This is a genomic window from Aminobacter carboxidus, from assembly GCF_014863355.1.
GTDB lineage: Bacteria > Pseudomonadota > Alphaproteobacteria > Rhizobiales > Rhizobiaceae > Aminobacter > Aminobacter carboxidus.
In genome coordinates this window covers 1-20,564 of record NZ_JACZEP010000019.1, presented here as the reverse complement: position 1 = coordinate 20,564, position 20,564 = coordinate 1, and the positions used below count along the sequence as shown (strand labels likewise).

25 protein-coding genes are annotated in these 20,564 nt (G+C 63.6%); 18 read left to right on the top strand and 7 right to left on the bottom strand.

Annotated features, from left to right (window positions below; translation table 11 throughout):
• The first annotated feature begins 251 nt into the window (after positions 1-251).
• Both IHE39_RS28765 and IHE39_RS28760 read left to right on the top strand, forming a co-directional pair.
• A complete protein-coding gene (locus IHE39_RS28765) occupies positions 252-905 on the top strand; it encodes a TetR family transcriptional regulator (protein ID WP_192568920.1) in 654 nt (217 codons plus the stop codon).
• 17 nt (positions 906-922) lie between these two features.
• A complete protein-coding gene (locus IHE39_RS28760) occupies positions 923-1,954 on the top strand; it encodes a histone deacetylase family protein (protein WP_192568919.1) in 1,032 nt (343 codons plus the stop codon).
• A gap of 101 nt (positions 1,955-2,055) precedes the next feature.
• Here the strand turns inward: IHE39_RS28760 and IHE39_RS28755 are convergent, their stop codons facing one another.
• Positions 2,056-3,243 carry a TMEM43 family protein gene (locus IHE39_RS28755; protein ID WP_192568918.1) on the bottom strand — a complete coding sequence of 396 codons (1,188 nt, stop codon included), beginning with the start codon at positions 3,241-3,243 and terminating at the stop codon, positions 2,056-2,058.
• Positions 3,244-3,655: 412 nt separating this feature from the next.
• Here IHE39_RS28755 and IHE39_RS28750 point away from each other — a divergent pair, with 412 nt between their 5' ends.
• Positions 3,656-4,357, top strand: a complete 702-nt coding sequence (locus tag IHE39_RS28750; protein ID WP_192568917.1) for a helix-turn-helix transcriptional regulator — start codon at positions 3,656-3,658, stop codon at positions 4,355-4,357.
• Complete coding sequence (locus IHE39_RS28745) at positions 4,354-5,112, top strand: helix-turn-helix transcriptional regulator (protein ID WP_192568916.1); 759 nt, start codon at positions 4,354-4,356, stop codon at positions 5,110-5,112. The genes IHE39_RS28750 and IHE39_RS28745 overlap by 4 nt, the downstream gene beginning before the upstream one ends.
• A 45-nt stretch (positions 5,113-5,157) precedes the next feature.
• Here the strand turns inward: IHE39_RS28745 and IHE39_RS28740 are convergent, their stop codons facing one another.
• Genes IHE39_RS28740 through motA form a run of 6 tightly spaced genes read right to left on the bottom strand, consistent with a single transcriptional unit; the run spans position 5,158 to position 10,059 of the window.
• On the bottom strand, positions 5,158-5,601 hold the full coding sequence (locus IHE39_RS28740; RefSeq protein WP_184769694.1) for a BspJ family T4SS effector nucleomodulin: 444 nt from the start codon (positions 5,599-5,601) through the stop codon (positions 5,158-5,160).
• Entirely contained in the window at positions 5,598-6,674 is a 1,077-nt protein-coding gene (flhB, locus tag IHE39_RS28735; RefSeq protein WP_192568915.1) for a flagellar biosynthesis protein FlhB, read from the bottom strand. The genes IHE39_RS28740 and flhB overlap by 4 nt, the downstream gene beginning before the upstream one ends.
• 26 nt (positions 6,675-6,700) lie before the next feature.
• Positions 6,701-7,714: a flagellar motor switch protein FliG gene (locus tag IHE39_RS28730; protein ID WP_192568914.1), complete on the bottom strand. Its 1,014-nt coding sequence runs from the start codon at positions 7,712-7,714 to the stop codon at positions 6,701-6,703.
• Positions 7,715-7,758: 44 nt separating this feature from the next.
• Positions 7,759-8,163, bottom strand: coding sequence for a flagellar motor switch protein FliN (gene fliN, locus IHE39_RS28725; protein WP_184769691.1), 405 nt, complete (start codon positions 8,161-8,163; stop codon positions 7,759-7,761).
• Positions 8,164-8,214: 51 nt separating this feature from the next.
• A complete protein-coding gene (locus IHE39_RS28720) occupies positions 8,215-9,147 on the bottom strand; it encodes a FliM/FliN family flagellar motor switch protein (RefSeq protein ID WP_192568913.1) in 933 nt (310 codons plus the stop codon).
• 36 nt (positions 9,148-9,183) lie between these two features.
• Positions 9,184-10,059, bottom strand: coding sequence for a flagellar motor stator protein MotA (gene motA / locus IHE39_RS28715; protein WP_184769689.1), 876 nt, complete (start codon positions 10,057-10,059; stop codon positions 9,184-9,186).
• Between the two features lie 155 nt (positions 10,060-10,214).
• Between motA and IHE39_RS28710 the strand changes: the two genes are divergently transcribed.
• From IHE39_RS28710 to fliP, 14 genes are all read left to right on the top strand, one after another.
• The gene (locus IHE39_RS28710) at positions 10,215-11,336 is read left to right on the top strand and encodes a DUF1217 domain-containing protein (RefSeq protein ID WP_184769688.1); all 1,122 of its coding nucleotides are present in this window, start codon (positions 10,215-10,217) and stop codon (positions 11,334-11,336) included.
• Positions 11,337-11,342: 6 nt separating this feature from the next.
• Positions 11,343-12,065 (top strand): flagellar basal-body rod protein FlgF, encoded by a 723-nt coding sequence (gene flgF / locus IHE39_RS28705; protein WP_184769687.1) that lies wholly within the window; start codon positions 11,343-11,345, stop codon positions 12,063-12,065.
• On the top strand, positions 12,066-13,466 hold the full coding sequence (gene fliI, locus IHE39_RS28700) for a flagellar protein export ATPase FliI (RefSeq protein WP_184769686.1): 1,401 nt from the start codon (positions 12,066-12,068) through the stop codon (positions 13,464-13,466).
• Positions 13,450-14,076, top strand: a complete 627-nt coding sequence (locus tag IHE39_RS28695) for a hypothetical protein (protein WP_192568912.1) — start codon at positions 13,450-13,452, stop codon at positions 14,074-14,076. Before fliI ends, IHE39_RS28695 begins: the two co-directional genes overlap by 17 nt.
• A gap of 72 nt (positions 14,077-14,148) precedes the next feature.
• Entirely contained in the window at positions 14,149-14,529 is a 381-nt protein-coding gene (gene flgB, locus IHE39_RS28690) for a flagellar basal body rod protein FlgB (RefSeq protein ID WP_184769684.1), read from the top strand.
• 5 nt (positions 14,530-14,534) lie between these two features.
• Complete coding sequence (gene flgC / locus IHE39_RS28685; RefSeq protein WP_184769683.1) at positions 14,535-14,951, top strand: flagellar basal body rod protein FlgC; 417 nt, start codon at positions 14,535-14,537, stop codon at positions 14,949-14,951.
• Positions 14,951-15,262: a flagellar hook-basal body complex protein FliE gene (gene fliE, locus IHE39_RS28680; protein ID WP_192568911.1), complete on the top strand. Its 312-nt coding sequence runs from the start codon at positions 14,951-14,953 to the stop codon at positions 15,260-15,262. Before flgC ends, fliE begins: the two co-directional genes overlap by 1 nt.
• A gap of 11 nt (positions 15,263-15,273) precedes the next feature.
• Positions 15,274-16,062 carry a flagellar basal-body rod protein FlgG gene (gene flgG, locus IHE39_RS28675; RefSeq protein ID WP_184769681.1) on the top strand — a complete coding sequence of 263 codons (789 nt, stop codon included), beginning with the start codon at positions 15,274-15,276 and terminating at the stop codon, positions 16,060-16,062.
• Between the two features lie 59 nt (positions 16,063-16,121).
• The gene (gene flgA / locus IHE39_RS28670; protein WP_246485673.1) at positions 16,122-16,541 is read left to right on the top strand and encodes a flagellar basal body P-ring formation chaperone FlgA; all 420 of its coding nucleotides are present in this window, start codon (positions 16,122-16,124) and stop codon (positions 16,539-16,541) included.
• The gene (locus tag IHE39_RS28665) at positions 16,538-17,812 is read left to right on the top strand and encodes a flagellar basal body P-ring protein FlgI (protein WP_246485672.1); all 1,275 of its coding nucleotides are present in this window, start codon (positions 16,538-16,540) and stop codon (positions 17,810-17,812) included. Before flgA ends, IHE39_RS28665 begins: the two co-directional genes overlap by 4 nt.
• Before the next feature lie 3 nt (positions 17,813-17,815).
• Positions 17,816-18,409, top strand: coding sequence for a MotE family protein (locus tag IHE39_RS28660; RefSeq protein WP_246485671.1), 594 nt, complete (start codon positions 17,816-17,818; stop codon positions 18,407-18,409).
• A complete protein-coding gene (gene flgH / locus IHE39_RS28655) occupies positions 18,406-19,110 on the top strand; it encodes a flagellar basal body L-ring protein FlgH (RefSeq protein WP_184769680.1) in 705 nt (234 codons plus the stop codon). The genes IHE39_RS28660 and flgH overlap by 4 nt, the downstream gene beginning before the upstream one ends.
• A 9-nt stretch (positions 19,111-19,119) precedes the next feature.
• Entirely contained in the window at positions 19,120-19,629 is a 510-nt protein-coding gene (locus IHE39_RS28650) for a flagellar basal body-associated FliL family protein (RefSeq protein ID WP_184769679.1), read from the top strand.
• A complete protein-coding gene (fliP, locus tag IHE39_RS28645) occupies positions 19,626-20,357 on the top strand; it encodes a flagellar type III secretion system pore protein FliP (protein WP_184769678.1) in 732 nt (243 codons plus the stop codon). The genes IHE39_RS28650 and fliP overlap by 4 nt, the downstream gene beginning before the upstream one ends.
• Positions 20,358-20,564 lie beyond the last annotated feature (207 nt).

The following is a 20,564-nucleotide window of genomic DNA, read 5'->3' as shown; positions in this document are numbered from 1 at the left end:
CTCCGCGCTCTTGACTGACTGAGACCGCTCAAACCTGCATCGGCTGCCCCCCATTTTCCACGGAGTGTCGCAACCAGACTGGAAGGCTGGGCCGGTACGCTGCCCCAGGAATTCCCCTAAGTTTCCCTAAAGACAGCACTCTGAAAAAATGCGACTAATTATTCGCGTTTGTCAATGCGGGATTCTTGGAGGCGTTGTGGAGGACGCCGTCGTGTATGATGCAGGCGCCCAGGGAGCGAGAAGTTCAGTCCGTGAATCGCAGTCTCACAAAGAAGGCCACGACGGCGCTTAGCCCGCGCAAGCAGCCGCGACAGGAACGGTCGAGCAAGGTCGTCGACAGGATCCTCAATGCCGCCCTGATCCTGACCCGGGAACAGGGAACCAAGACACCGACCACGCTTGCCATTGCGCAGCGCGCCGGCCTATCGGTCGGTTCGGTCTACCAGTACTTCCCCAACAAGGAAGCCATTCTTCTCGATCTCGCCCGTCGCTGGCTCGGGGCCTTCCCCGAAGTGATCGCCAGGCGTATAGCAGCACCCCGCCCGACCAACCGCGACGAGTTCCAGCTGGAAGTGGACAAGCTCTTCGTCGACACGTCCAGGCTCTATCTCGACAACGCCAACTTGATGCCCGTCATCGAGGCCATAACAGGTAACCCCGATCTTAGGCCTATCCAGAACGAGTACGATGACCAGATCATCGCGCTTTATGCCGCCTGGCTGCGGCACGTGAATCCAGACCTTGACGACTCCATCGCCAGCCGGCTCGGCGTGGTGATGATGGAAGTCGGCCACGTCTGCCGGCTCGTCGGGCTCAAGCGCGACCGCAAGGCCTTCGATCTCATCCAGGACGACGTCAAGACCATGTGGCTTGCCCTCGTCGACCCTTATCTCGACCTCAACTAGAACCAGGAAGGATTTTCATGAAGACAGTCTTTTCGCCGCTCCATGCCGGCCACAGCGGCCAGATGGAGCTTGTCGCCGGCGCCATCGTGCCCGGCTTCGAAAAACCCTCGCGGGCCGAGATCATCAAGGCGCGGATCGAAAATCAGAAGCTGGGGGATATCCTGGCGCCCGAGGTCCATGACCTCACCGCCGCCAAGCGGGTGCACACCGCCGACTACATCGACTTCCTGCCGACCGTCTGGCCGCAGTGGGAAGCCGCCGGCAAGACCGGCTCGGCCATTCCCTTTGCCTGGCCGACGCGCGGCTTGCGCGGAGACGTACGCCCCGGGACACTTGAAGCGCAGCTCGGTTACTACTCCTTCGACGGCGGCGCTTCATTCGTGAAGGGCACCTGGGACGCCATCAAGTCGTCCTATGACGTGGGGCTGACCGCAGCCCAGCTCGTCAAGTCAGGCGAGCGCGCCGCTTTCGCGCTGTGCAGACCGCCGGGCCACCATGCCGGTGCTGCCTTCATGGGCGGCTACTGCTTCATCAACAATGCCGCCGTCGCAGCCCAGTGGTTCCGCGACCAGGGCGCCAAGCGCGTCGCCGTCCTCGACGTCGACTATCACCATGGCAACGGCACGCAGGAAATCTTCTACGCCCGCGCCGACGTTCAGGTCATCAACCTGCACGGTGACCCGATGACCGAGTATCCGTTCTTCCTTGGCCACGCCGACGAGCACGGCGCGGGCGAAGGCGAAGGCTTCAACCTCAACTACCCGATGCCGTTCGGCACCGCGTGGGAGAAGTGGAACGAGGCGCTGGAAGACGCCTGCCAAAAACTGGCGGCATATGCGCCCGATGTCGTCGTCGTCTCGCTCGGCGTCGATACCTTCGAGAAGGACCCGATCAGCCACTTCAAGCTGACCAGCGCCGACTATCCGAAGATCGGCGCCCGCATCGCCAGGCTCGGCCTGCCCAGTCTTTTTGTCATGGAGGGCGGCTATGCCGTCGACGAGATCGGCGTCAACGCCGTCGGCGTGCTCACCGGCTTCGAAGGCCGTTAGTCGTCAAGCTCCTTCTCCCCGCCTGCGGGGAGAAGGTCCCGGCCCGGCGATAAACTCAGGGTCGGATGAGAGGCGGCGCCAGCCGCCGAGCCGCTCTCAAATCACTGTACCGAGACGGGACCCACGGCCGCCGGCGCGGTCGTCTTCTTCCGTCCGAACCGCGTCAGCAGATAGGCCAGCGCCAGCCCTGCCACCGCGATGCCGATCGCAAGCAGCGGCCGGTACCAGAACCAGGCAATCGCGATCGTCGCCGTTCCGACCAGCAGCGCCAGCACGAAGGCGACAAGCCCCGTACCCATGCGCACGATCGACCCGACGAACGGGATCACGTCGGCGATCACGCCGAGCGGCGCCAACAGCAGCCCGAAGCCGACCGCCAGCAACAGCAGGCAGCCGGCGCGCACCAGCCAGGTGATGATGGTGTTGGCGCTCACCGCGTCGGCGAACATCTTGTCGGACGGCACCCGGCCGCTGTCGACCAGCAGCAGCTCGTCGCCGGCGACCGTCTGGTAGGGCGAAAACCTGTCGCCGGTCTGGCGGCCGATGACGCTGATGTCGCCGAGCGGCACCAGCCGGTACTCGATGCGATAGTCGCCGATGGCCGGAGAAGTCGAATTGGCACCGAGATAGATGCGCCCGTCGACAACGTTGACGCGCTCGGTGCCGGGATAGGCCGCGGCGATATCAGGCAGCTGGCTCGGCGTGATGGTCAGTGGATTGCTGTCGCCGATGCGGTCGAACACCGGCTCGTCGAGCGTGAAGGCGCCGAGCTTGCCTTCATGGATCTGGAACGTGCGCGAGCCGAGCGCCATCGAGGGGTTCTGATGGTTGGCCGGCTGCTTGAACTCGGCCGAGTCGATCGGCCTGTCCTGCCATTCCTTGGCATAACTGTAGGTGGTGACGGTTTCCTCACCGCCACCGAGCTTGGTATTGGTCTCCGACTTGGAGTTCTCCACCCACTGGAACATCTCCACGGTGCGCACGAGGCGCACGCCCTTGGCTTCGATGGCGAAGTCCGGATCACTGACCTCGTCCGAGGTCTCCACCGGCCCTGTCGTGTGCACCAGTTCGCCCTCATTGGCGGCGTCGATCTTGTCGACAGGCACCGACACCACTGCCCCGGCACCCTCGGCCAGCGAGCGCGCGGTGATCACCGCCCGGCCCTCGTTCCAAAACAGAACCGCAACCATGGCAAGGACGAGGATCAGCCCGACCAGCACCCCGCCGACCGAACGCCTGATCCGGCCGAACCACGACACGCTGGTCACTTCACGAAACTGATCGCTCATCGCATCCCCCTGCCCTCGGCGACGCAGCGTTAAGCCGAATGGGTCGGTCGATCAATGGCGATTCTTGCGAAGCTTTCCCCAAGGTTTCCGCAGCCTTTCTGCCTACCTTGAGTCTGTCGAAGGACTCTGAATTAACTTTTTGTCAATTATGTTTGCGGAGCGATTCGCGAGGGGTTAGATTACACCCGAATCAGCCGGTCCTCGGGGGGCGCGGCGAACCACCAACTCTCTGAAATGCCGGGATTTTCCTCGGTTGAGAGCGCGTCAGGTTTCGCGTGACCCGCACGGATTCTGCCGATGGATGCCCAAGCGTCCGCGTCGCGTTTTTAACGTCAAAAGTCACGAGTTTTTCGACCGGTTCGGGCGCCGCCCAAATCTGGTTCCACAATGGATTCCGGCAGAAGTTTTTGAAATGACCGCCCTCGCCGCCCGCAACGAACAGACCAACGTCGCAGCTAGGCTCGCATCCAGGAGCGATCTCACCGCTTTCTTCATGAACCTGACCGATGAGATCGGCGCAGACGGCTACATGCTCGTCGCCATCGCCCAGGAGCAGGAGCGTGACAATCTCCAGATCATCGCCTCGAACTGGATCTATGACGCCATCCAGCTCGCCGGCCATGCGCTGATTGCCGGCCTCGCCCAGGGCCCTTTCGCCAGCGCACCGGGTACACGCCCGCAAAGCCTGCTGGCCTCTCAGGCGCCGGCCATCCTCGGCGGCGAGGAAGCCCGCCTGCTCGAGGTCCTTGGCCATGCCGAAATCTTCGCGCTCCGCCTGCATGTCGGCCGCCAGCGCCTGTTCGTGCTGTTCTCGGCGGCCGAAGCCGGCCGCATCGACCCGAATATCATGCCGCGCACCCAGCTCGAATGCTGCTATGCCCTGTCGCAGGCGCCGAGCGTGCTGGCCGCCGCGACGATGCAGGACCCGCTGTCGGACCGCGAACGCGAGTGCCTGTTCTGGGTCTCCGAAGGCAAGACCACCGACGAGGTGGCGCTGATCCTTGGCGTGTCGTCCAACACCGTCAATAGCTACATCACCCACGCGATCCAGAAACTGTCGGCTTCCAATCGCGCCATGGCGATTGCGACCGCAATCAGGAGCGGCATCATTTGAGCTACGCCCAGGCAAAGCAGCTGAGCCGCGCGCCAGAGTTCGAACAGGACGTCGCCGCCTCCGCACCGCACGCAGCCGGCCTGCACGCCGTCACGCTTGCCGATGCCGCCAAGCGCTGCCGCTGGATTTCTGTCGACCTTGGCGCCCGTGATTTCACGCTGTGCCTGGCAGGCCCGGCAGCCGACAGCGGCCGGCTGACGCCATGCTTTGATTCCGACTACCCCAGCACCATGTCCGCTGCCCGCCTGCTTGGTGGCGGTATCGGCGAACACCTGATGCGCCATGCGCGCCAGTCGACGGCGCCATGCTGGTGGGCGGACGACGCCGATGCCGCCCTGGCCTTTTCAACGCTTACCTGGACGAGCCGCATCGAACCGCTGGCACAGAGCGGCCGTGGCATCGCCTTTCCTGTCTACACCGATCGTGGCCAGGTCGGCCTTTTCATATTTGGCGGCCCAGAGCTTTCGCCAAACCCGCAGACCCTGCACGACCTGCACGGCCGCTGCTTTGCGCTGTTCGATGCGGTGTCGCGTATCATTTCCACTCAGTCGCGCGACCTGCCGTCCATGTCGCGCCGCGAAATTGAGTGCCTGAAGCTGACCTCGCGCGGCTACACCAGCGAAGAGATCGCCAAGCTGCTCAAGCTTTCGGTGCACACCGCCAACCAGTATCTCACCCAGACGACGCAGAAGCTCAATGCCGTCAACCGCATGCATGCGGTCGCCAAGGCGCTGCGGCTCGGCCTGATCGACTAACCTATGTTGAGATGAAGGTCAGGCCGAAGCGGCCTCACCTGAAGCTTAGGCGGCCTCAGCCTGCGGTGTTTCCGTCCGCCTTATCATCGCGTGCTGGATGGCGGCGGCAAGATATTCGGTGTTCTTTTCGGGCTCGGGGTCCGGCTTTTCGAACGACACGTAGTGGACTTCCACCGACGCGTTGGTGGCCGTCATCGACAGCTGGAAATAGACCACAGCCCCTTCTGGCCTGAGCTCGAGATCGAGAACGATGCGCGGGCTGCCCGTCCAGCTGACATGTGCCTCGCCGCCCAGCCCCAGGCGCAGCGCGCCCGGCATGAAGTAGAGCTCCGCCGCTGAATCGACCAGGTCGGCCACGTTGGCGAAATGCTCGAGCCTGATGAAGGCGATATAGTCGGCCAGGTCGACGAGGCGCAATTCGCGCACCACCGGCTGGATCGCCGTTGCAACAAGTACTTCACGGGTCGAAGCGTACTGCTGATTTTTCATGACGGATTGTGCTGAGCCTTGTTTCCGTAAACGATCCGCACCAGTTCGGCGACGGCCTGGTAGAACTGCGATGGAATGACACTATCCACCGAAACTTGCTTGTACATGGAGCGGGCAAGAGCCACGTCCTCGAATACCGGGATGCCGTTCTGTTCGGCAATTTCGCGGATCTTCAGCGCCACCAGGTCTTGCCCCTTGGCGAGCACGACGGGTGCTGCGTCCTCGTTGCGGACGTAGCGCAGCGCGATGGCGAAGTGGGTCGGGTTGGCGATGACCAGGGTCGCCCTGGGCACTGCCGTCATCATGCGCTGGCGGGCGCGGTCGCGGGCGATCGAGCGCAGGCGGGCCTTGACGATCGGATCGCCCTCCGACTGCTTCATCTCGTCTTTGACCTCCTGCTTGGTCATGCGCTGTTCCTGGAACCAGTGGAAGCGCGACCACAAGATGTCGGCGACGCCGATCGCGCCCATGACGAAGACGATCGCCACCAGGATATCGACGGTGATGCCGCGGATGACATCGCCGAAGGCAACCGGATTGGTGATCATGCCGGCCAGCAGCCGGCGATGGTCGTCCGACAAAACGAAGTAGAGCACGATCATGACGAAGGCGAGCTTGCACAGCGACTTCAGGAACTCGACGAGCCCCTGGGCGCCGAACATGCGCTTCCAGCCCTTGGTCAGCGAGATACGTTCGGCCTGCGGGCGGATGCGTTCGCCGACGAATTGCGGCACGTTCTGGACCAGCGATGCGCCGACACCGGCAACGATCAGCATCAGGAACAGGCTGGCTACCGCACGCCCGACCTCGACCGCCACCGCCTGGTAGAGTTCGATGACATCGCGCTCGGTGCCGAGCGGCCAGGATTCGGGTTTTTCCAGGAAATTGGCAAGGAAGACGCCGAGTTCGGCCACCGACGGACCGACAAAGAACACGGCATAGACCATGATCGCCAGGAACGAGGTGAAGATCGCGACTTCCTTGGAGACGGGCAGCTTGCCCTTCTCCATCGTGTCGCGGATTTTCTTCTCTGTCGGTTCTTCTGTTTTGGAGTCTTTGTCCTCGCCCGACATCGCTCAGCAGACCGCGCCGGATAAGGTCAGGCGGCGTTCTGCGCCGATGGCAATTCGAGGAGACCCTCGTTGGCCATGCGCAAAGCGGTGGAGGCAATGGTCTTGCGGGCACGCAGGATGTCGGCGGGCTGGATGCCTTCCGATCCCTGGCTCAGTTCGGATTCGATCATGCGGCGCGAGCGCGCGCCGATCGACGACAGCACGGCCTCGGCGAGCGGCAGTGCGGTACCGCGCAAGGCCATGGTGATGAGTTCGGTCGACAGCCCGTCGAACAGCGCCACGCGCGCCTTCTGCGCCATCGAGGGAATGTCTTCGAAGGAAAACAGCCGGGCGCGGATGGCGTCGAGATCGGCCATGCCGACTTCTCTCAGGTCGCTCATGACTTCTTCGAGTTGCGACTTGTCGAGTTCGTTGAGGACGCTGGCAACGCGCGTCTGTCCGGCCGAGGTATCCTTCTGGGCGCTTTCGGTCAGCACCTGGCTGCGAAGCTGCTGTTCGACCAGCTTGGTCGCGGCCTCAGGCACGTTGGCCAGTTCCATCATGCGCTTGATGATCTCGCTGCGCTGCGGCTTGTCCAGCGACAGCACCACCCTTGCCGCATAGGTCGGCGCTAGGTTGGACAGGATCATCGCCGCGGTCTGCGGATGCTCGTTGGCAAGAAAGGCGCCGATCTGCGTCGCTTCGAGCCTTTCGATCTGCGGCCACACCGGCGGCAGGTTGTCCTTGATCGCCAGGGGCTCGCCATTGCCCATCAGGGCGTTCATTTCTTCCGCCGACAGCGACTCGTTGAGGATCGTGTCCATCTTGTCGGCCGAGTCGAGCAGGCCGGCACCTTCAGTGAACTCGGCCTCGAATTCGGCGACGATGCGTTCCAGATCGGCCTGCGGGATCGTGCGCAGGAGCCGCGCACCTTCGATCAAGGCCTTGAGCTCTTCCTGCTTGAAGAATTTCAGCAGACGGCTGGCCGAGGGCTTGCCCATCGCCACCAAAATGGCCGCGGCCTTCTGTGGCCGCGTCAGCGACGCCAGCGACGTGGTCATGCGGAGGCCTCTCTGGAAGCAAAGGTAAGCACGGTCAACAGTCCTCAGGCGCTCTTCGTCGCCGCTACGATTTCAGTCAGGCGGATGCCGAAGCGCGACGGATCGCTTTCAAGTACCGTGATTTCGCCACGCGCGATACGCCTGCCATTGACCACGACATCGACGGGTTCGCCGATGCGGCGGTCGAGAGCAACCGTCGAGCCCTTCTGCAACGCCATCAGTTCGGACACCGGCATTTCAGTGCTGCCGAGCACGATCTGCACTTCGACAGGAATGCCAAAGATCACGCTGTTGTTGCCGGCAGCGGTAGTCGCGCTCGTCGCACTTGGGCGCTTTTCTTCTTCGCTCAGCACGCCGCGCAATTCCTCGATGGCACGGTTGAGCTGATCGTCCTCGACTTCTTCGATTTCGGGCTTGTCGACCTCGGGCTTGGACTGCGCCTTGCTCATCGGTGTTCTCCAGTTCTGTCGTTCGCGGTAGCCTATGCTGTGGGCAGCACTTCAACCCGCGACGATCCCTTCAATTGTTTCTTCGGTAGAGTCGAACGGACGCCGGATGCGTACAGTGTAATTCTGGCCGAGCTTGCCGAACTCGCAGGCAAACAGCGTCTTGCCGCGGGCAGCGATCACCGCATTGGACTGGGTGTTCTCGGCGAGTTCGATGACCTGCCCAACCTCGAGCCCGGTCAGTTCGCCAAGCGTCATGCGCCCGATCGGCATCGAGGCCTCCAGCTTCACGGTCGAGCGCATCAACTCGTCGGAGAAGCGCGAGCGCCATTCGGTGGTCGGGGCAGCAGTGGTTTCAACCTCGGCCGGGCGGCGGTCGGACACCAGCACGCGTTGCGGCAGCGTCAGCGTCAGCGTACCGCGCGAAGCGGTCGTCGAGACCGTCAGCACGATACGCGCCGAAGGCCCGTCGCGAAACACATGCTTCTTCATCGTCGCGCCGGTGATCGCTTCGGGCGCCGGCAGCTTGACGCCGAGCCCGCCGTCCGGGCCTTGCGCGTTCATCGCACGCGCCACGTCCTGGATCAGCAGCGAGACCACGCCGAGTTCGATCGAAGACAGATCGCGATCGATCGCGGCGACATCGCGGGTCGGTTCGCCGCCGAACATCAGGTTGACCAGGATGGCGATGGCCTGCGGATCGAACGTCATCACCAGGCCATCGGGCGAAAGCCGGGTCGGGGCGACTGTCATCGCCTGGTTGCTCTTGCCTGCCTTGGCGTCGGTCATGCGGCCAAGCTTGACCTCGCCGACCTCGACGAAGACCGATGTCGGCAGCGCCTGGTTGATCGCTTCGGCAACCGCTGACGCCGCGCGTTCGGCCAGACGGCGCGCTGCGGCAAGCACCTTCTCCGGTTCGCCGGTATCGCCCAGCAGCCGCTCGATGACGACATCCCGCGATTCCGCCGGGCTTGCGGTGGTATTCATGACTTGCAATGCCCTTTATCAGCGTCCCGCATTGGCTCAGGCCGCCTTCTTATCGACGATGGCCGTATTCAGCGTGCTCTGCTCCACCGAATCGATCGACGGACGATCATAAGACGAGATCGTCTTGCGGCCGAACTCGATCGCAACCTGCGGCAGCGAGCCGTTCATGTAGGCAAGCAGCGTCTGCTTGACGACGATGTAGAGACGGTTCTTCTTTTCGCGCACCGTCTTGATCTTGGTGGCGATCGGCGCGACCACGGCATAAGACAGGAAGATGCCGAGGAAGGTGCCGACGAGTGCGGCACCGATCAAGCCGCCGAGGATTTCGGGCGACTGGTCGAGCGCGCCCATCGCCTTGACCACGCCGAGCACGGCGGCAACGATGCCGAGTGCCGGCAGGCCGTCACCGACAGCGATCAGCGCGTGGTAGGACTTGAGCTTGTCGGCGCGGATGGTCTGGATTTCTTCGTCCATCAGCGCCTCGATCTCGTGCGAGCGGGCATTGCCGATGATGATGATGCGGCAGTAGTCGCAGATGAAATGCGTCAGGTCGTAGTTCTTGAGCACCAGCGGATAGGCCTGGAAGATCGGCGAGTCGTCGGGATTGTCGATATGCGCTTCGACCTCCGAGCGGGTCTTGGTGCGCAGCTCGCGCATCAGCGAGTGCAGAACGCCCAGTGTCTCGAGATAGTCCTGCTCTTTCGGCACCGCCTGCTTGAGCGCTTCGACAATCGCCTTGCCGGTATCCTTGACGGTGGCCATCGGGTTGGCGACCAGGAACGTTCCGAGGGCTGCACCGCAAATAATGACAACCTCCCAGGGCTGCATCAGGACGTCCAGGTGTCCACCCATCGCCATGAAGCCGCCGAGCACACAGCCCAGCGTCACGACGAGTCCGATCAGAATGCCCACAGCAGGTCCTTCCGCACATTCAAAGCAACATACAGGCACAGATAGCTGCCGTGCCTTGTGTGAGGCTGAAGAAACATGCCGTCGGCCGATTCAGCCTCGCGCAAGCATTTGGGCGTAGCCTTCCCCGTCTATGCTGCGGCGGAAGGGCTGTTGTCGTGATCAATACCTTTACAAGTTACCAGATGATCGCGCGGGATCTCGACAGGGCCCTTGGCCGTGTCGAGGACCAACCGACGGTCGAGCGTGAGACGGAATACTACCTCAAGAACATCACCAAGGTGAAAAGCGTCGACGAGTTCGTCAAGAACGACCGCCTGTTCAGATATGCCATGAAGGCGCACGGCTTGGAGAACATGACCTACGCCAAGGCGTTCATAACCAAGGCGCTTAAGGAGGGCCTGGCCAACAAGGACGCCTTCGCCAACAAGCTGAGCGACAAACGCTACGCCGAATTCGTCAAGAGCTTCAACTTCGCCGAGCTCGGCGACAAGGCCACCGTCTTCAACAAGGCGCAGCAGGGCGCGGTCGACAAGTACCTCGCCCAGGTCAAGCTGGGAGGGGGAGACCCCAACTCCGCTGCCGTTCAGCAAGAGGTCAAGTACTACCTCGACAACATCGTCAAGGTGAAGTCGGCCAAGGACCTGATGGCCGATAACAGGCTTTACACCTTCGCGATGAAATCCTTCGCCATCGAGGCATCGATCCCCAACAAGGAGATGATGGAAAAGGTCCTGGCCGGCGGCGTTCGCGATCCGAAAAGCTTCGCCAACCAGATGACGGACAAGCGCTACGCCGCTTTCGCCGGCACCTACAATTTCGAGGCCTTCGGCAAGGATGCGACCACCTACAATCCGGCCCAGAGGCCCGCGGTTGACAAATATGTGCGCCAGACGCTCGAGGAAGACGCCGGCAAGAGCAATGAGGGCGTACGCCTCGCCCTCTATTTCGAGCGCAAGGCCAAGACAGTCACCAGCTTCTACGAAATCCTTGCCGATCCCGCCCTGGCCAAGGTCGTGCGCACCGCGCTCGCCTTGCCCGAAGCCTTTGCCCAAGCCGACATCGACAGGCAGGTCAAGCTGTTCGAGAGCAAGCTCAAGATCGAGACTTTTTCAGATCCCAAGAAGCTCGGCGACTTCCTCAAGCGCTTCACCGCCCTTTGGGAAATCAACAACTCTTCCTCGCCGGTACAGCAGTCGGTCGGCGTGCTCTTCGGCAAATCACCGTCCTTTGGCATTTCAGCCGACTTGCTCTTTTCGATGCATAAAATGAGGTTCTGAGACATCATGCAGAACGGTCTCTACGTCGCCCTTTCCGCCCAGGTGGCGCTGGAAAAGCGTCTCAACACCATCGCCGACAACGTCGCCAACGCTTCGACCGTCGGCTTCCGCGCCACCGGCGTGAAGTTCGAGGACGTGGTTTCCGGCCTCGGGCAACAGTCGGTATCCTTCACCTCGCCGGGCGATACCTATCTTTCGACCCAGCATGGCGCCATGCGCGAGACCGGCAACCCATTCGACTTTGCCATCCGTGGCGATGCCTGGTTCGGCATCGAAACACCGGCTGGCGTGGTGATGACACGCGACGGCCGCTTCTCCATGACATCCGAAGGCCAGTTGGTCACCGTCGAGGGTCACCCGGTGCTCGATGCCGGCGGCGCACCGATGCAGCTCGACCCGCGCGCCGGCCCACCGACGGCAGGCACCGACGGCTCGTTGCGCCAGGACGGACGCCTTGTCGGCGCCATCGGCCTCTACGAGTTCAATCCGGGCACCAATTTTGTCCGCTACGGCAATTCCGGCATCATTCCGCCGACAGCGCCCGAACCGGTGGTCGACCGGATGGATGCAGGCATCGTCCAGAACTTCGTCGAAGAATCCAACGTCAATCCGATCAAGGAGATGACCAAGCTCATCATGGTGCAGCGCGCCTTCGAAAACACCGCCGCCCTGATGCGCCAGACCGAAGCCTCGTTCTCCGACGCCATCAAGACTCTCGGTTCGCGATAAGTGAGCACCTCGCTGGCCAGCATCCGCAACGAGCCCCAGGCGGTCCACGACAATCGGCTCGAAGCGCTCGAGCGGATCCAGCATCGCTTCGCCGATGACCGCCTGCTGGTCAGGCGTGGTGGACAAGTAACCGAAATCGCGCCGACCCATTACAAGGTCGGTGGCCTGTCATCGAGCGCGCGCCTTGGCGACATCGTCGAGCATCGCGGCCATGGCCGCAACCGGCGCGGCGAGATCGTCCAGATCGGCCGCGAAGAGGTACTGGTCGCACCTTATGAAAGCAGCGGAGAGGTTGGCGTCGGCGATGCCGTCTTCACCCGCGGACCGATCGCCATCACGCCGCATCCGAGCTGGCGCGGCCGTGCCATCGACGCGCTCGGCCGTCCCATCGACGGCGGCGTCGCGCTGGTTCGCAGCATGAAGGACGACGCCACCGAATCCATTCCGCCGGCCGCACTCGCACGCCAGCGCGTCGAGACCGGCTTCCTGACCGGCGTTCGCGTCATCGATATTTTCACCCCGCTCTGCTTCGGCCAGCGCATGGGCATTTTCGCCGGCTCGGGCGTCGGCAAATCCACTCTGCTTGCGATGCTCGCCGGTGCCGACGCCTTCGACACCGTCGTCGTCGCCCTGATCGGCGAACGCGGCCGCGAAGTGCGCGAATTCCTCGAAGACACCATCGGCGCAGCCTCCATGGCCAAGACCGTCGCTGTCGTTGCCACGTCGGACGAGAGCGCGATGATGCGCCGTCGTGCCCCCGACACCGCCATGCGTGTCGCCGAGCATTTCCGCGACAAGGGCCACCGCGTCCTGCTCGTGCTCGATTCCATCACCCGTTTTGCCCATGCCCTGCGCGAAGTCGCCATCGGCGCCGGCGAACCGCCGGTGGCGCGCGGCTATCCCGCATCGGTCTTCACCGAACTGCCCAAGCTGCTCGAACGTGCCGGCCCCGGCATGGAGGGTACCGGCTCGATCACCGCGATCATCTCGGTGCTCATCGACGGCGACGATCACAACGATCCGGTGGCCGATTCCGTCCGCGGCATCCTCGACGGCCACGTCGTGCTCGACCGCTCGATCGCCGAGCAGGGCCGCTATCCGCCGGTCAATCCGCTGGCGTCGATCTCGCGTCTCGCCGGCAAGGCCTGGACGCCGGAACAGCGTCAGCTGGTCGGCAAGCTCAAGGCGTTGATCTCGCGCTTCGAGGACACGCGCGACATCCGCCTGCTCGGCGCCTACCAGCCCGGCGCCGATCCCGACCTCGATCTTGCCGTGAAGCAGGTCCCGGTGATCTACGAGGCGCTTGGCCAGTCGCCTGTCGACGGGCCTTCGCTCGATCCGTTCTCCGACCTCGCACGCCATCTGAAATCCAAGGACAGAGCCCATGTTCAGGCGGAATGACCCGGCCAGCGAATTCCTTGAGATGATCGGTTCCAAGGACCAGCCGCGCACGCTGATGCAGCGGATCGGCCTGAAGCGCTCGCCGTTGACCATCACGCCCAAGCGCCAAAAGCGCAATCACCGCAGCGACTTCATCATTGCCGCCCTCGGCATCGCGCTTGGGCTCACCTGCGCGCTGTTTCCCTGGTACATCTTCTTCAACCAGGACAAGTTCGGCATTCGCGCGATGAAATTCTCCGGCGGCGGCCAGAACGACCAGGCGGTCCCACTGGTGATGGGCCAGCCGGTCGAGCGCGTCGGCGCGCCGATGTCGGTCGAAGACATTCCGCCAATGAAGCTCGACCTGTTCGCCACCGGCTCGCTGCGCCCAAACAAGAACGAAGAAGGTCTCGCCGGCGTCGCCGAACAGCCCTTCCCCGGACCGAGGATCGAGTTCAAGCTCGTCCACATCGCCAACGGCCGCGCCATGGTCGAGGACGATGCTGGCGTCTGGGTCGTCCAGCGCGGATCGGTCCTTCCCGACTCGAGCCGCGTCGCTTCGATCGAGCAGCGCGACGGCAAATGGGTGCTCGTCACCTCCCGCGAAGAGGTCTTCCAGGTCGCGCAGTAGCGGCGCTGGCTCCCGCGCAAGGCCCGCGCAAGACTGGGGCAATAGTGTTTGGAAATCTGCTCGGAGATTTCCATGGACCCCGTCAACCTGTTCGATCTGGCCGCCCAGCAGGCTCGCTGGCTCTCAGTGCGCCAGAACGCCATCGCCGGTAACGTCGCCAACGCCAACACACCCGGCTATCGGACCAACGACATCGAACCGTTCGACAAGGTGCTCGACCGTTCGCGGGTCGCCATGACCTCGACCCAGACGGGTCACCTCAGCGGCGGCGCCACCGAAGCCGGTTACGCCATCAAGGCCGAGGAGCCCAAGCACCCGGTCCTGCCATCCGACAACACGGTCGCCGTTGAAGACGAGCTCATGAAAGCCGGCGAGGTTCGCCGCTCGTTCGAGCTCAACACGGCCATCGTCAAGGCCTTCCACCGCATGATCATGCTGAGCACGAAGGGCTGACCGGGATGGATCCGCTCGTCGCCGCCCTCAAGGTCGCAGGCTCCGGTCTCGGAGCCCAGTCCGAACGTCTTCGCATCGTTTCGGAAAACCTCGCCAACGCCCAGTCGACCGGCAACACGCCAGGTGCTGATCCCTACCGCCGCAAGACCGTCAGCTTCGCTGCCGAGCTCGACCGCGCCACCGGCGCCTCGACTGTCGAGATCGCTTCCATCGGCCATGACCAGACGGCCTTTCCGCTGGAGTTCCAGCCCGGCAACGAGGCCGCCGACGCCGCCGGCTTCGTCAAGATGCCCAACGTCAATGTCATCATCGAAATGGCCGACATGACCGAGGCCAACCGCTCCTATGAAGCCAACCTGCAAGTGATCAAGCAGGCCCGCGAACTCATTTCCATGACGATTGATCTTATGAGGAACCAGTAATGATCGGCAGCATCAGCCCAGTCGGCACCCAGCTACTGTCCAAGCCGACCAGCATTGTGCCCGAGGCCGGCGCAGCCGCCGGTACCGGTGTCGCCTCGTCCTTCGCGGCAGCCCTTGCGGATGCCGCTGCGCAGACGCAGGCGACCTTGCGCCAGGCCGAGCAGCTGTCGCTCGCCGGTCTCCAGGGCAAGGCCGACACGCGTGAGGTCGTCGATGCGGTGATGAGCGCGGAACAGGCCCTGCAGGCCGCCGTCGCCATCCGCGACAAGATCGTCACGGCCTATCTCGAAGTCAGCCGCATGGGCATCTGAGGAACATCCCGATGAAAGCACTTGCCATCGCCGCCACGGGCATGAATGCCCAACAGACAAATCTCGAGGTGATCGCGAACAACATCGCGAACATCAACACCACCGGCTACAAGCGCGCCCGCGCCGAGTTTTCCGACCTGCTCTACCAGGTCGACCGCACGCAGGGCGTGCCGAACCGGGCCAATGCGGCGATCGTGCCCGAAGGCGTCTCGATCGGTCTCGGCGTCAAGACGTCGGCGGTGCGCAACGTCCACATCCAGGGCGTGCCCACCAACACCGGCAACGAGTACGATCTCGCGCTGACCGGCAAGGGCTGGTTCCAGATCGAGGGTGCCGACGGCCAGACGCTCTATACCCGTGCCGGCTCCTTCAACAAGAACGCCACCGGCCAGCTTGTCACCGTCGACGGCTTCAACGTCATCCCGGCGATCACCGTGCCGCAGGATGCCGTCGAGGTCATCGTCAACAACTCCGGCCAGGTCTTCGCCCGGCTCGACAACCAGACCGCGCTCCAGCCGCTCGGTCAGCTGACGCTTGCCAACTTCGCCAATGAGGCCGGCCTGGCACCGCTCGGCGACAATCTCTTCGCCGAAACCGAGGCGTCCGGTGCCGCCAATGTCGGCATCCCCGGCGATCCCGGCTACGCCACTATCCGCCAGGGCTATCTCGAAAGCTCCAACGTCGATCCGGTCAAGGAAATCACCGAGCTGATCTCGGCGCAGCGCGCCTACGAGATGAATTCCAAGGTCATCCAGGCGGCCGACGAAATGGCCGCCGTCGTCTCCAAGAACATCCGGTGAAGATTATGCGGCGACGGCACGCCCTCCTCCATATATGCACGGCGGTCCTCGCGTTCGCCATGCTTGGCGGCGCAGCGCAGGCTGCCGACCAGGAGGTCGTGCTCGTCCCCAACCGCGTCATCTATCCCGGCGAGACGATTGCCTTGTCCTCGCTCAAGGAAATCACGCTCAAGCCGGGCAAGGTGCGCCCCGATGCCGTTGCAACGCTCGCCGATGAGCTCGATGGCCGCATCGCCAAGCGCACGCTGCTGCCCGGCCGTTATGTTCCGATCACTGCGCTGCGCGAGGCCTGGCTGGTCGACCGCGGCGCCTCCGTTCAGGTCGTCTTCGCTTCCGGCCCGCTGATGATTTCGGCCGCGGCCGTGACGCTCGAACCGGGTGCTGCCGGCGACGTCGTCAAGGTCCGCAACCTCGACAGCGGCAAGGTCTTTACGGGCACGGTCATGGCCGACGGCTCGATCCGCGTGGGTGCCATATGATCCGTAGACTGCTGCTCGCCGCAATTGCCGTGTTCGGCCTGCAAACCGCTTATGCGGACGGTCCCAACAGCGTTCCGGCCGGCCAGTTGAAAGCCGGCGGCAAGGTTGCGGCCGGCGGCTATGCCGCAACGCAGCTCGGCGGCAACGATGGCGACGGCGACTTCATTGCTACATCAGGCGACGGCGGCCGCCAGACGACCCTCAACTCGGGCACCGGCGCCAACCTCGTCAACGTCCGCATCAAGGACGTCGCCTCGCTTCAGGAAGCCCGCGACAACCAGGTCGTCGGCTACGGTCTCGTCATCGGCCTGAACGGTTCGGGCGACAGCCTGCGCAACTCGCCTTTCACCGAACAATCGATCCGCGCGATGCTCGAAAATCTCGGCATCGCCTCCGAGGATGGCCGGGCGCGCGTCAGAAACGTCGCGGCCGTCATCGTCACCGCCAACCTGCCAGCTTTCGTCCAGGCCGGCGCCCGCATCGACATCAACGTCTCCTCGCTCGGCGATGCCTCGTCGCTCGCCGGCGGCACACTGGTGATGACCCCGCTCAAGGCGCCCGACGGCGAGATCTACGCCGTTGCCCAAGGGTCGGTGCTGGTCTCCGGTTTCAACGCGCAAGGCAAGGCCGAGCAGGTCACGCAAGGTGTGCCGACCTCGGGCCGCGTGCCCAACGGCGCCATTGTCGAGCGTGAGGTCAAGGCGCGCTTCGCCGACGAGAACGTGCTCACCCTGCAGCTGTTCAACCCCGACTTCTCGACCTCGGTGCGCATCGCCGACGCCATCAACGACTATGCCCGCCACCGTTTCGGCAAGCGTGTCGCCGGCGAGCAGGATTCGCGTGTCGTCGTCATCCGCAAGCCAGAGGGCGTTTCGACCGCGCGTTTTTATGCCGAGCTCGAAAACCTGATGATCATGTCGGATACCCCGGCAAGGGTCGTCGTCGACGAGCGCACCGGCACCATCGTCATCGGCAACGAGGTCAAGATCTCGCGCGTCGCCATCAGCCACGGCACGCTGACGGTGCGCATCACCGAGCAGCCACGCGTCGTCCAGCCCGAACCGTTCTCGCGTGGCGAAACCGCAGTCGAGGACGCCACCGTCATCGAGACGGAAACGCCGACCTCGAAGCTCGCTTTGCTCGACGGCCCCGACCTGCAGACGCTTGTCGCCGGCCTCAATCGCCTCGGCGTCAAGCCGGATGGCATCATCGCAATTCTCCAGGGCATCAAGTCGGCAGGCGCGCTGCAGGCCGATCTGGTGGTCCAGTAAGCCATGGCCATGACCAACCCGCTTTCCAACCTCCCTCGCCACGCACTTGCCGCGGCAGCGCTCGGCATCGTGTTCGCCAGTGCCGCATATGCCGAGCAGGCCGCACCGAAGACGCCGCTGGTGCAGGGCACGCCGACGCGGGTCATCGAACGCGAGGAGGCGCCGGCAGCACCTGTCGAGGCAGCCGTGCCTCCGGTCGAGCAGAGCGAGGTCGAGCGCTTCTGCTCCAATATCGCCGACGCTGCCCGCGACCGCCGCTACCAGCTGCAGGCCGAGGAGCTGAAGAAGCTGCAGGCCGAGGTCGACAAACGCATTGCCCTGCTCGAGGAGCGCAAGACCGAATACGAGACCTGGCTGAAGCGCCGCGAGGTCTTCCTCGCTCGCGCCGAAGAAGGCGTGGTCCAGATCTATTCGCGCATGAAGCCCGATGCGGCCGCCGAGCGCCTGGCGGTGATGAATGTCGATCTGGCAGCCGCCATCATGATGAAGCTCGACGCCCGCAAGGCCAGCGTCATCCTGAATGAAATGGAAAGCAAGGTCGCAGCGGAGCTGACCCGCATCATCGCGAGCGCCGCACGCCGGGAAGACCCCACATGATCAGAAAAGCCCTCCTCGCAGCAGCCCTTGCCAGCCTTGCCGGCTGCGGCTCCAACCTCAAGGAAATCGGCAAAGAACCGACGATGTCGGCCGTCGGTTCCGGCATCGAGGACGGCAGCTCGTCGATGTACCGCTACCCTGAATCGCCTGCGGCACCGCCCAAGCGCTTTTCGCTGTGGCAGGACAAGCAGAGCCGCATGTTCACCGACCCGCGCGCGCTGCAGCCGGGCGACATCCTGACCGTCAAGATCGAGATCGACGACCGCGCCCGTTTCCAGAACGAGTCCGAGCGTAACCGGGTCACCAACCGGACCATCGCTGCCGGCCTCAACGTCGAATGGGATGGCGCCAAGACCGGCGGCAAGGGCGACGGCAGCGCCGGATCCAAGTCGATCTACTCCGGCGACGGCGCCACCACGCGCTCCGAAAAACTCAACCTGCTGCTCGCCGCCGTCGTCACCGACGTGCTGCCCAACGGCAACATGATGATCCGAGGTTCGCAGGAGGTCCGCGTCAACGCCGAGCTGCGCGTGCTGACCATCGCCGGTATCGTGCGCCCCTCCGACATCGGTCCGGAAAACACCATTCCTTACGAGCGCATCGCCGAAGCCCGCATCTCTTATGGCGGCCGCGGCCGCATCACCGAGGTTCAGCAGCCGCCCTACGGCCAGCAGTTCCTCGACCAGGTCCTCCCCTTCTAGGTCCGGGACATGTCAGACATAGATCAGTTCCTTCCCCAGAAGCCCGGCCCCTCGCTGGTCGTCCAGCTCGGCATCCTCGCGGTAATGACCTCTGCCGCCATCGGCATGGGCTGGCTGTCGGGCAGCTACCTCAAGGGCGAAAGCACGCCTGTCGAACAGGTCGCCGCCGAAGCGCCCAAGGCGCACACCCCCGCCAAGGATGCGCCGGCCGAACACGGCCCGGCCAGCGAAGCCGCCGGCACGCTGGTCCAGCTTCCCGCCATCACCGCCAATCTCGCAGCGCCCGACACCATGTGGATCCGCCTCGAGGTGTCGCTGGTGCTCGACGCACCGCAATCCGCCGATCTCGCCGAGCGCGTCCACCAGGACCTGCTCGCCTTCGTGCGCACGCTCAGGATCCACCAGGTCCAGGGCGCCAGCGCTTTCCGTCATCTCAAGACCGACCTCGACGAACGCGCCGCGATCCGCAGCGACGGCCACGTCAAGGAAGTGCTGATCAGAACGTTGCTCTTCGAATGAAAAAGTTCCTGGCCACCGCAGCCATCCTCGCTGGCGCTGCCGTGCCTGCGAGCGCGCAGCAGCTCGACCTGAGCGCGCTCGGCAATACCGACGGCGCCACCATCGGCTACATCATCCAGATGTTCGGCCTGCTGACCGTGCTTTCGGTGGCGCCGGGCCTGTTGATCATGGTGACGAGCTTCACCCGCTTCGTCATCGCCTTTTCGATCCTGCGCACCGGCATCGGCCTGCAGTCGACCCCGGCCAACCTGATCCTCATCTCTCTGTCGCTGTTCATGACCTTCTACGTCATGTCGCCGACCTTCGATCAGGCCTGGCAGAACGGCGTCAAGCCGCTGATGGACAACCAGATCACCCAGGCGCAAGCCATCGACCGCATTTCCGATCCGTTCCGCACCTTCATGATGCGCAACGTCCGCGACAAGGACTTCAACCTGTTCGCCGACCTCGCCCGCGAGCGCGGCCAGACGGTGTCGGAAGATAAGGTCGACCTGCGCATCCTGGTGCCTGCCTTCATGATCTCCGAAATCCGCCGCGGCTTCGAGATCGGCTTCCTGATCGTGCTGCCCTTCCTCGTCATCGACCTGATCGTCGCCACCATCACCATGGCCATGGGCATGATGATGCTGCCGCCGACGGTCGTGTCGCTGCCGTTCAAGATATTGTTCTTCGTCCTCATCGACGGCTGGAACCTGCTCGTCGGCAGCCTCGTGCGATCTTTCACGTAGCAACTTTCACGATCACCAGTGACGCTCCCCTCCAGCCCTCGGCCGACGCCGAGGGCTTTGGTTCATTCAGCAAAACTTAGAAAAATCAGCTATTTAGAAATACTTAACCACGTTACTTAGCCGTTTGGCAGGGTGTTCCCGGTTAGATCGCGATACAGCGCGAGTTGGCCCGGAACAGTTGGCCATAGGCATGATGCCGCTTCGCCT

Coding starts and splice junctions, on each gene's coding strand:
- IHE39_RS28760 (WP_192568919.1), top strand. CDS start 923: ATGAAGACAGTCTTTTCGCCGCTCCATGCCGGCCACAGCGGCCAGATG.
- IHE39_RS28755 (WP_192568918.1), bottom strand. CDS start 3,243: ATGAGCGATCAGTTTCGTGAAGTGACCAGCGTGTCGTGGTTCGGCCGG.
- IHE39_RS28750 (WP_192568917.1), top strand. CDS start 3,656: ATGACCGCCCTCGCCGCCCGCAACGAACAGACCAACGTCGCAGCTAGG.
- IHE39_RS28740 (WP_184769694.1), bottom strand. CDS start 5,601: ATGAAAAATCAGCAGTACGCTTCGACCCGTGAAGTACTTGTTGCAACG.
- flhB (WP_192568915.1), bottom strand. CDS start 6,674: ATGTCGGGCGAGGACAAAGACTCCAAAACAGAAGAACCGACAGAGAAG.
- IHE39_RS28730 (WP_192568914.1), bottom strand. CDS start 7,714: ATGACCACGTCGCTGGCGTCGCTGACGCGGCCACAGAAGGCCGCGGCC.
- fliN (WP_184769691.1), bottom strand. CDS start 8,163: ATGAGCAAGGCGCAGTCCAAGCCCGAGGTCGACAAGCCCGAAATCGAA.
- IHE39_RS28720 (WP_192568913.1), bottom strand. CDS start 9,147: ATGAATACCACCGCAAGCCCGGCGGAATCGCGGGATGTCGTCATCGAG.
- flgF (WP_184769687.1), top strand. CDS start 11,343: ATGCAGAACGGTCTCTACGTCGCCCTTTCCGCCCAGGTGGCGCTGGAA.
- IHE39_RS28695 (WP_192568912.1), top strand. CDS start 13,450: ATGTTCAGGCGGAATGACCCGGCCAGCGAATTCCTTGAGATGATCGGT.
- flgB (WP_184769684.1), top strand. CDS start 14,149: ATGGACCCCGTCAACCTGTTCGATCTGGCCGCCCAGCAGGCTCGCTGG.
- flgC (WP_184769683.1), top strand. CDS start 14,535: ATGGATCCGCTCGTCGCCGCCCTCAAGGTCGCAGGCTCCGGTCTCGGA.
- fliE (WP_192568911.1), top strand. CDS start 14,951: ATGATCGGCAGCATCAGCCCAGTCGGCACCCAGCTACTGTCCAAGCCG.
- flgG (WP_184769681.1), top strand. CDS start 15,274: ATGAAAGCACTTGCCATCGCCGCCACGGGCATGAATGCCCAACAGACA.
- flgA (WP_246485673.1), top strand. CDS start 16,122: ATGCTTGGCGGCGCAGCGCAGGCTGCCGACCAGGAGGTCGTGCTCGTC.
- IHE39_RS28665 (WP_246485672.1), top strand. CDS start 16,538: ATGATCCGTAGACTGCTGCTCGCCGCAATTGCCGTGTTCGGCCTGCAA.
- IHE39_RS28660 (WP_246485671.1), top strand. CDS start 17,816: ATGGCCATGACCAACCCGCTTTCCAACCTCCCTCGCCACGCACTTGCC.
- flgH (WP_184769680.1), top strand. CDS start 18,406: ATGATCAGAAAAGCCCTCCTCGCAGCAGCCCTTGCCAGCCTTGCCGGC.
- IHE39_RS28650 (WP_184769679.1), top strand. CDS start 19,120: ATGTCAGACATAGATCAGTTCCTTCCCCAGAAGCCCGGCCCCTCGCTG.
- fliP (WP_184769678.1), top strand. CDS start 19,626: ATGAAAAAGTTCCTGGCCACCGCAGCCATCCTCGCTGGCGCTGCCGTG.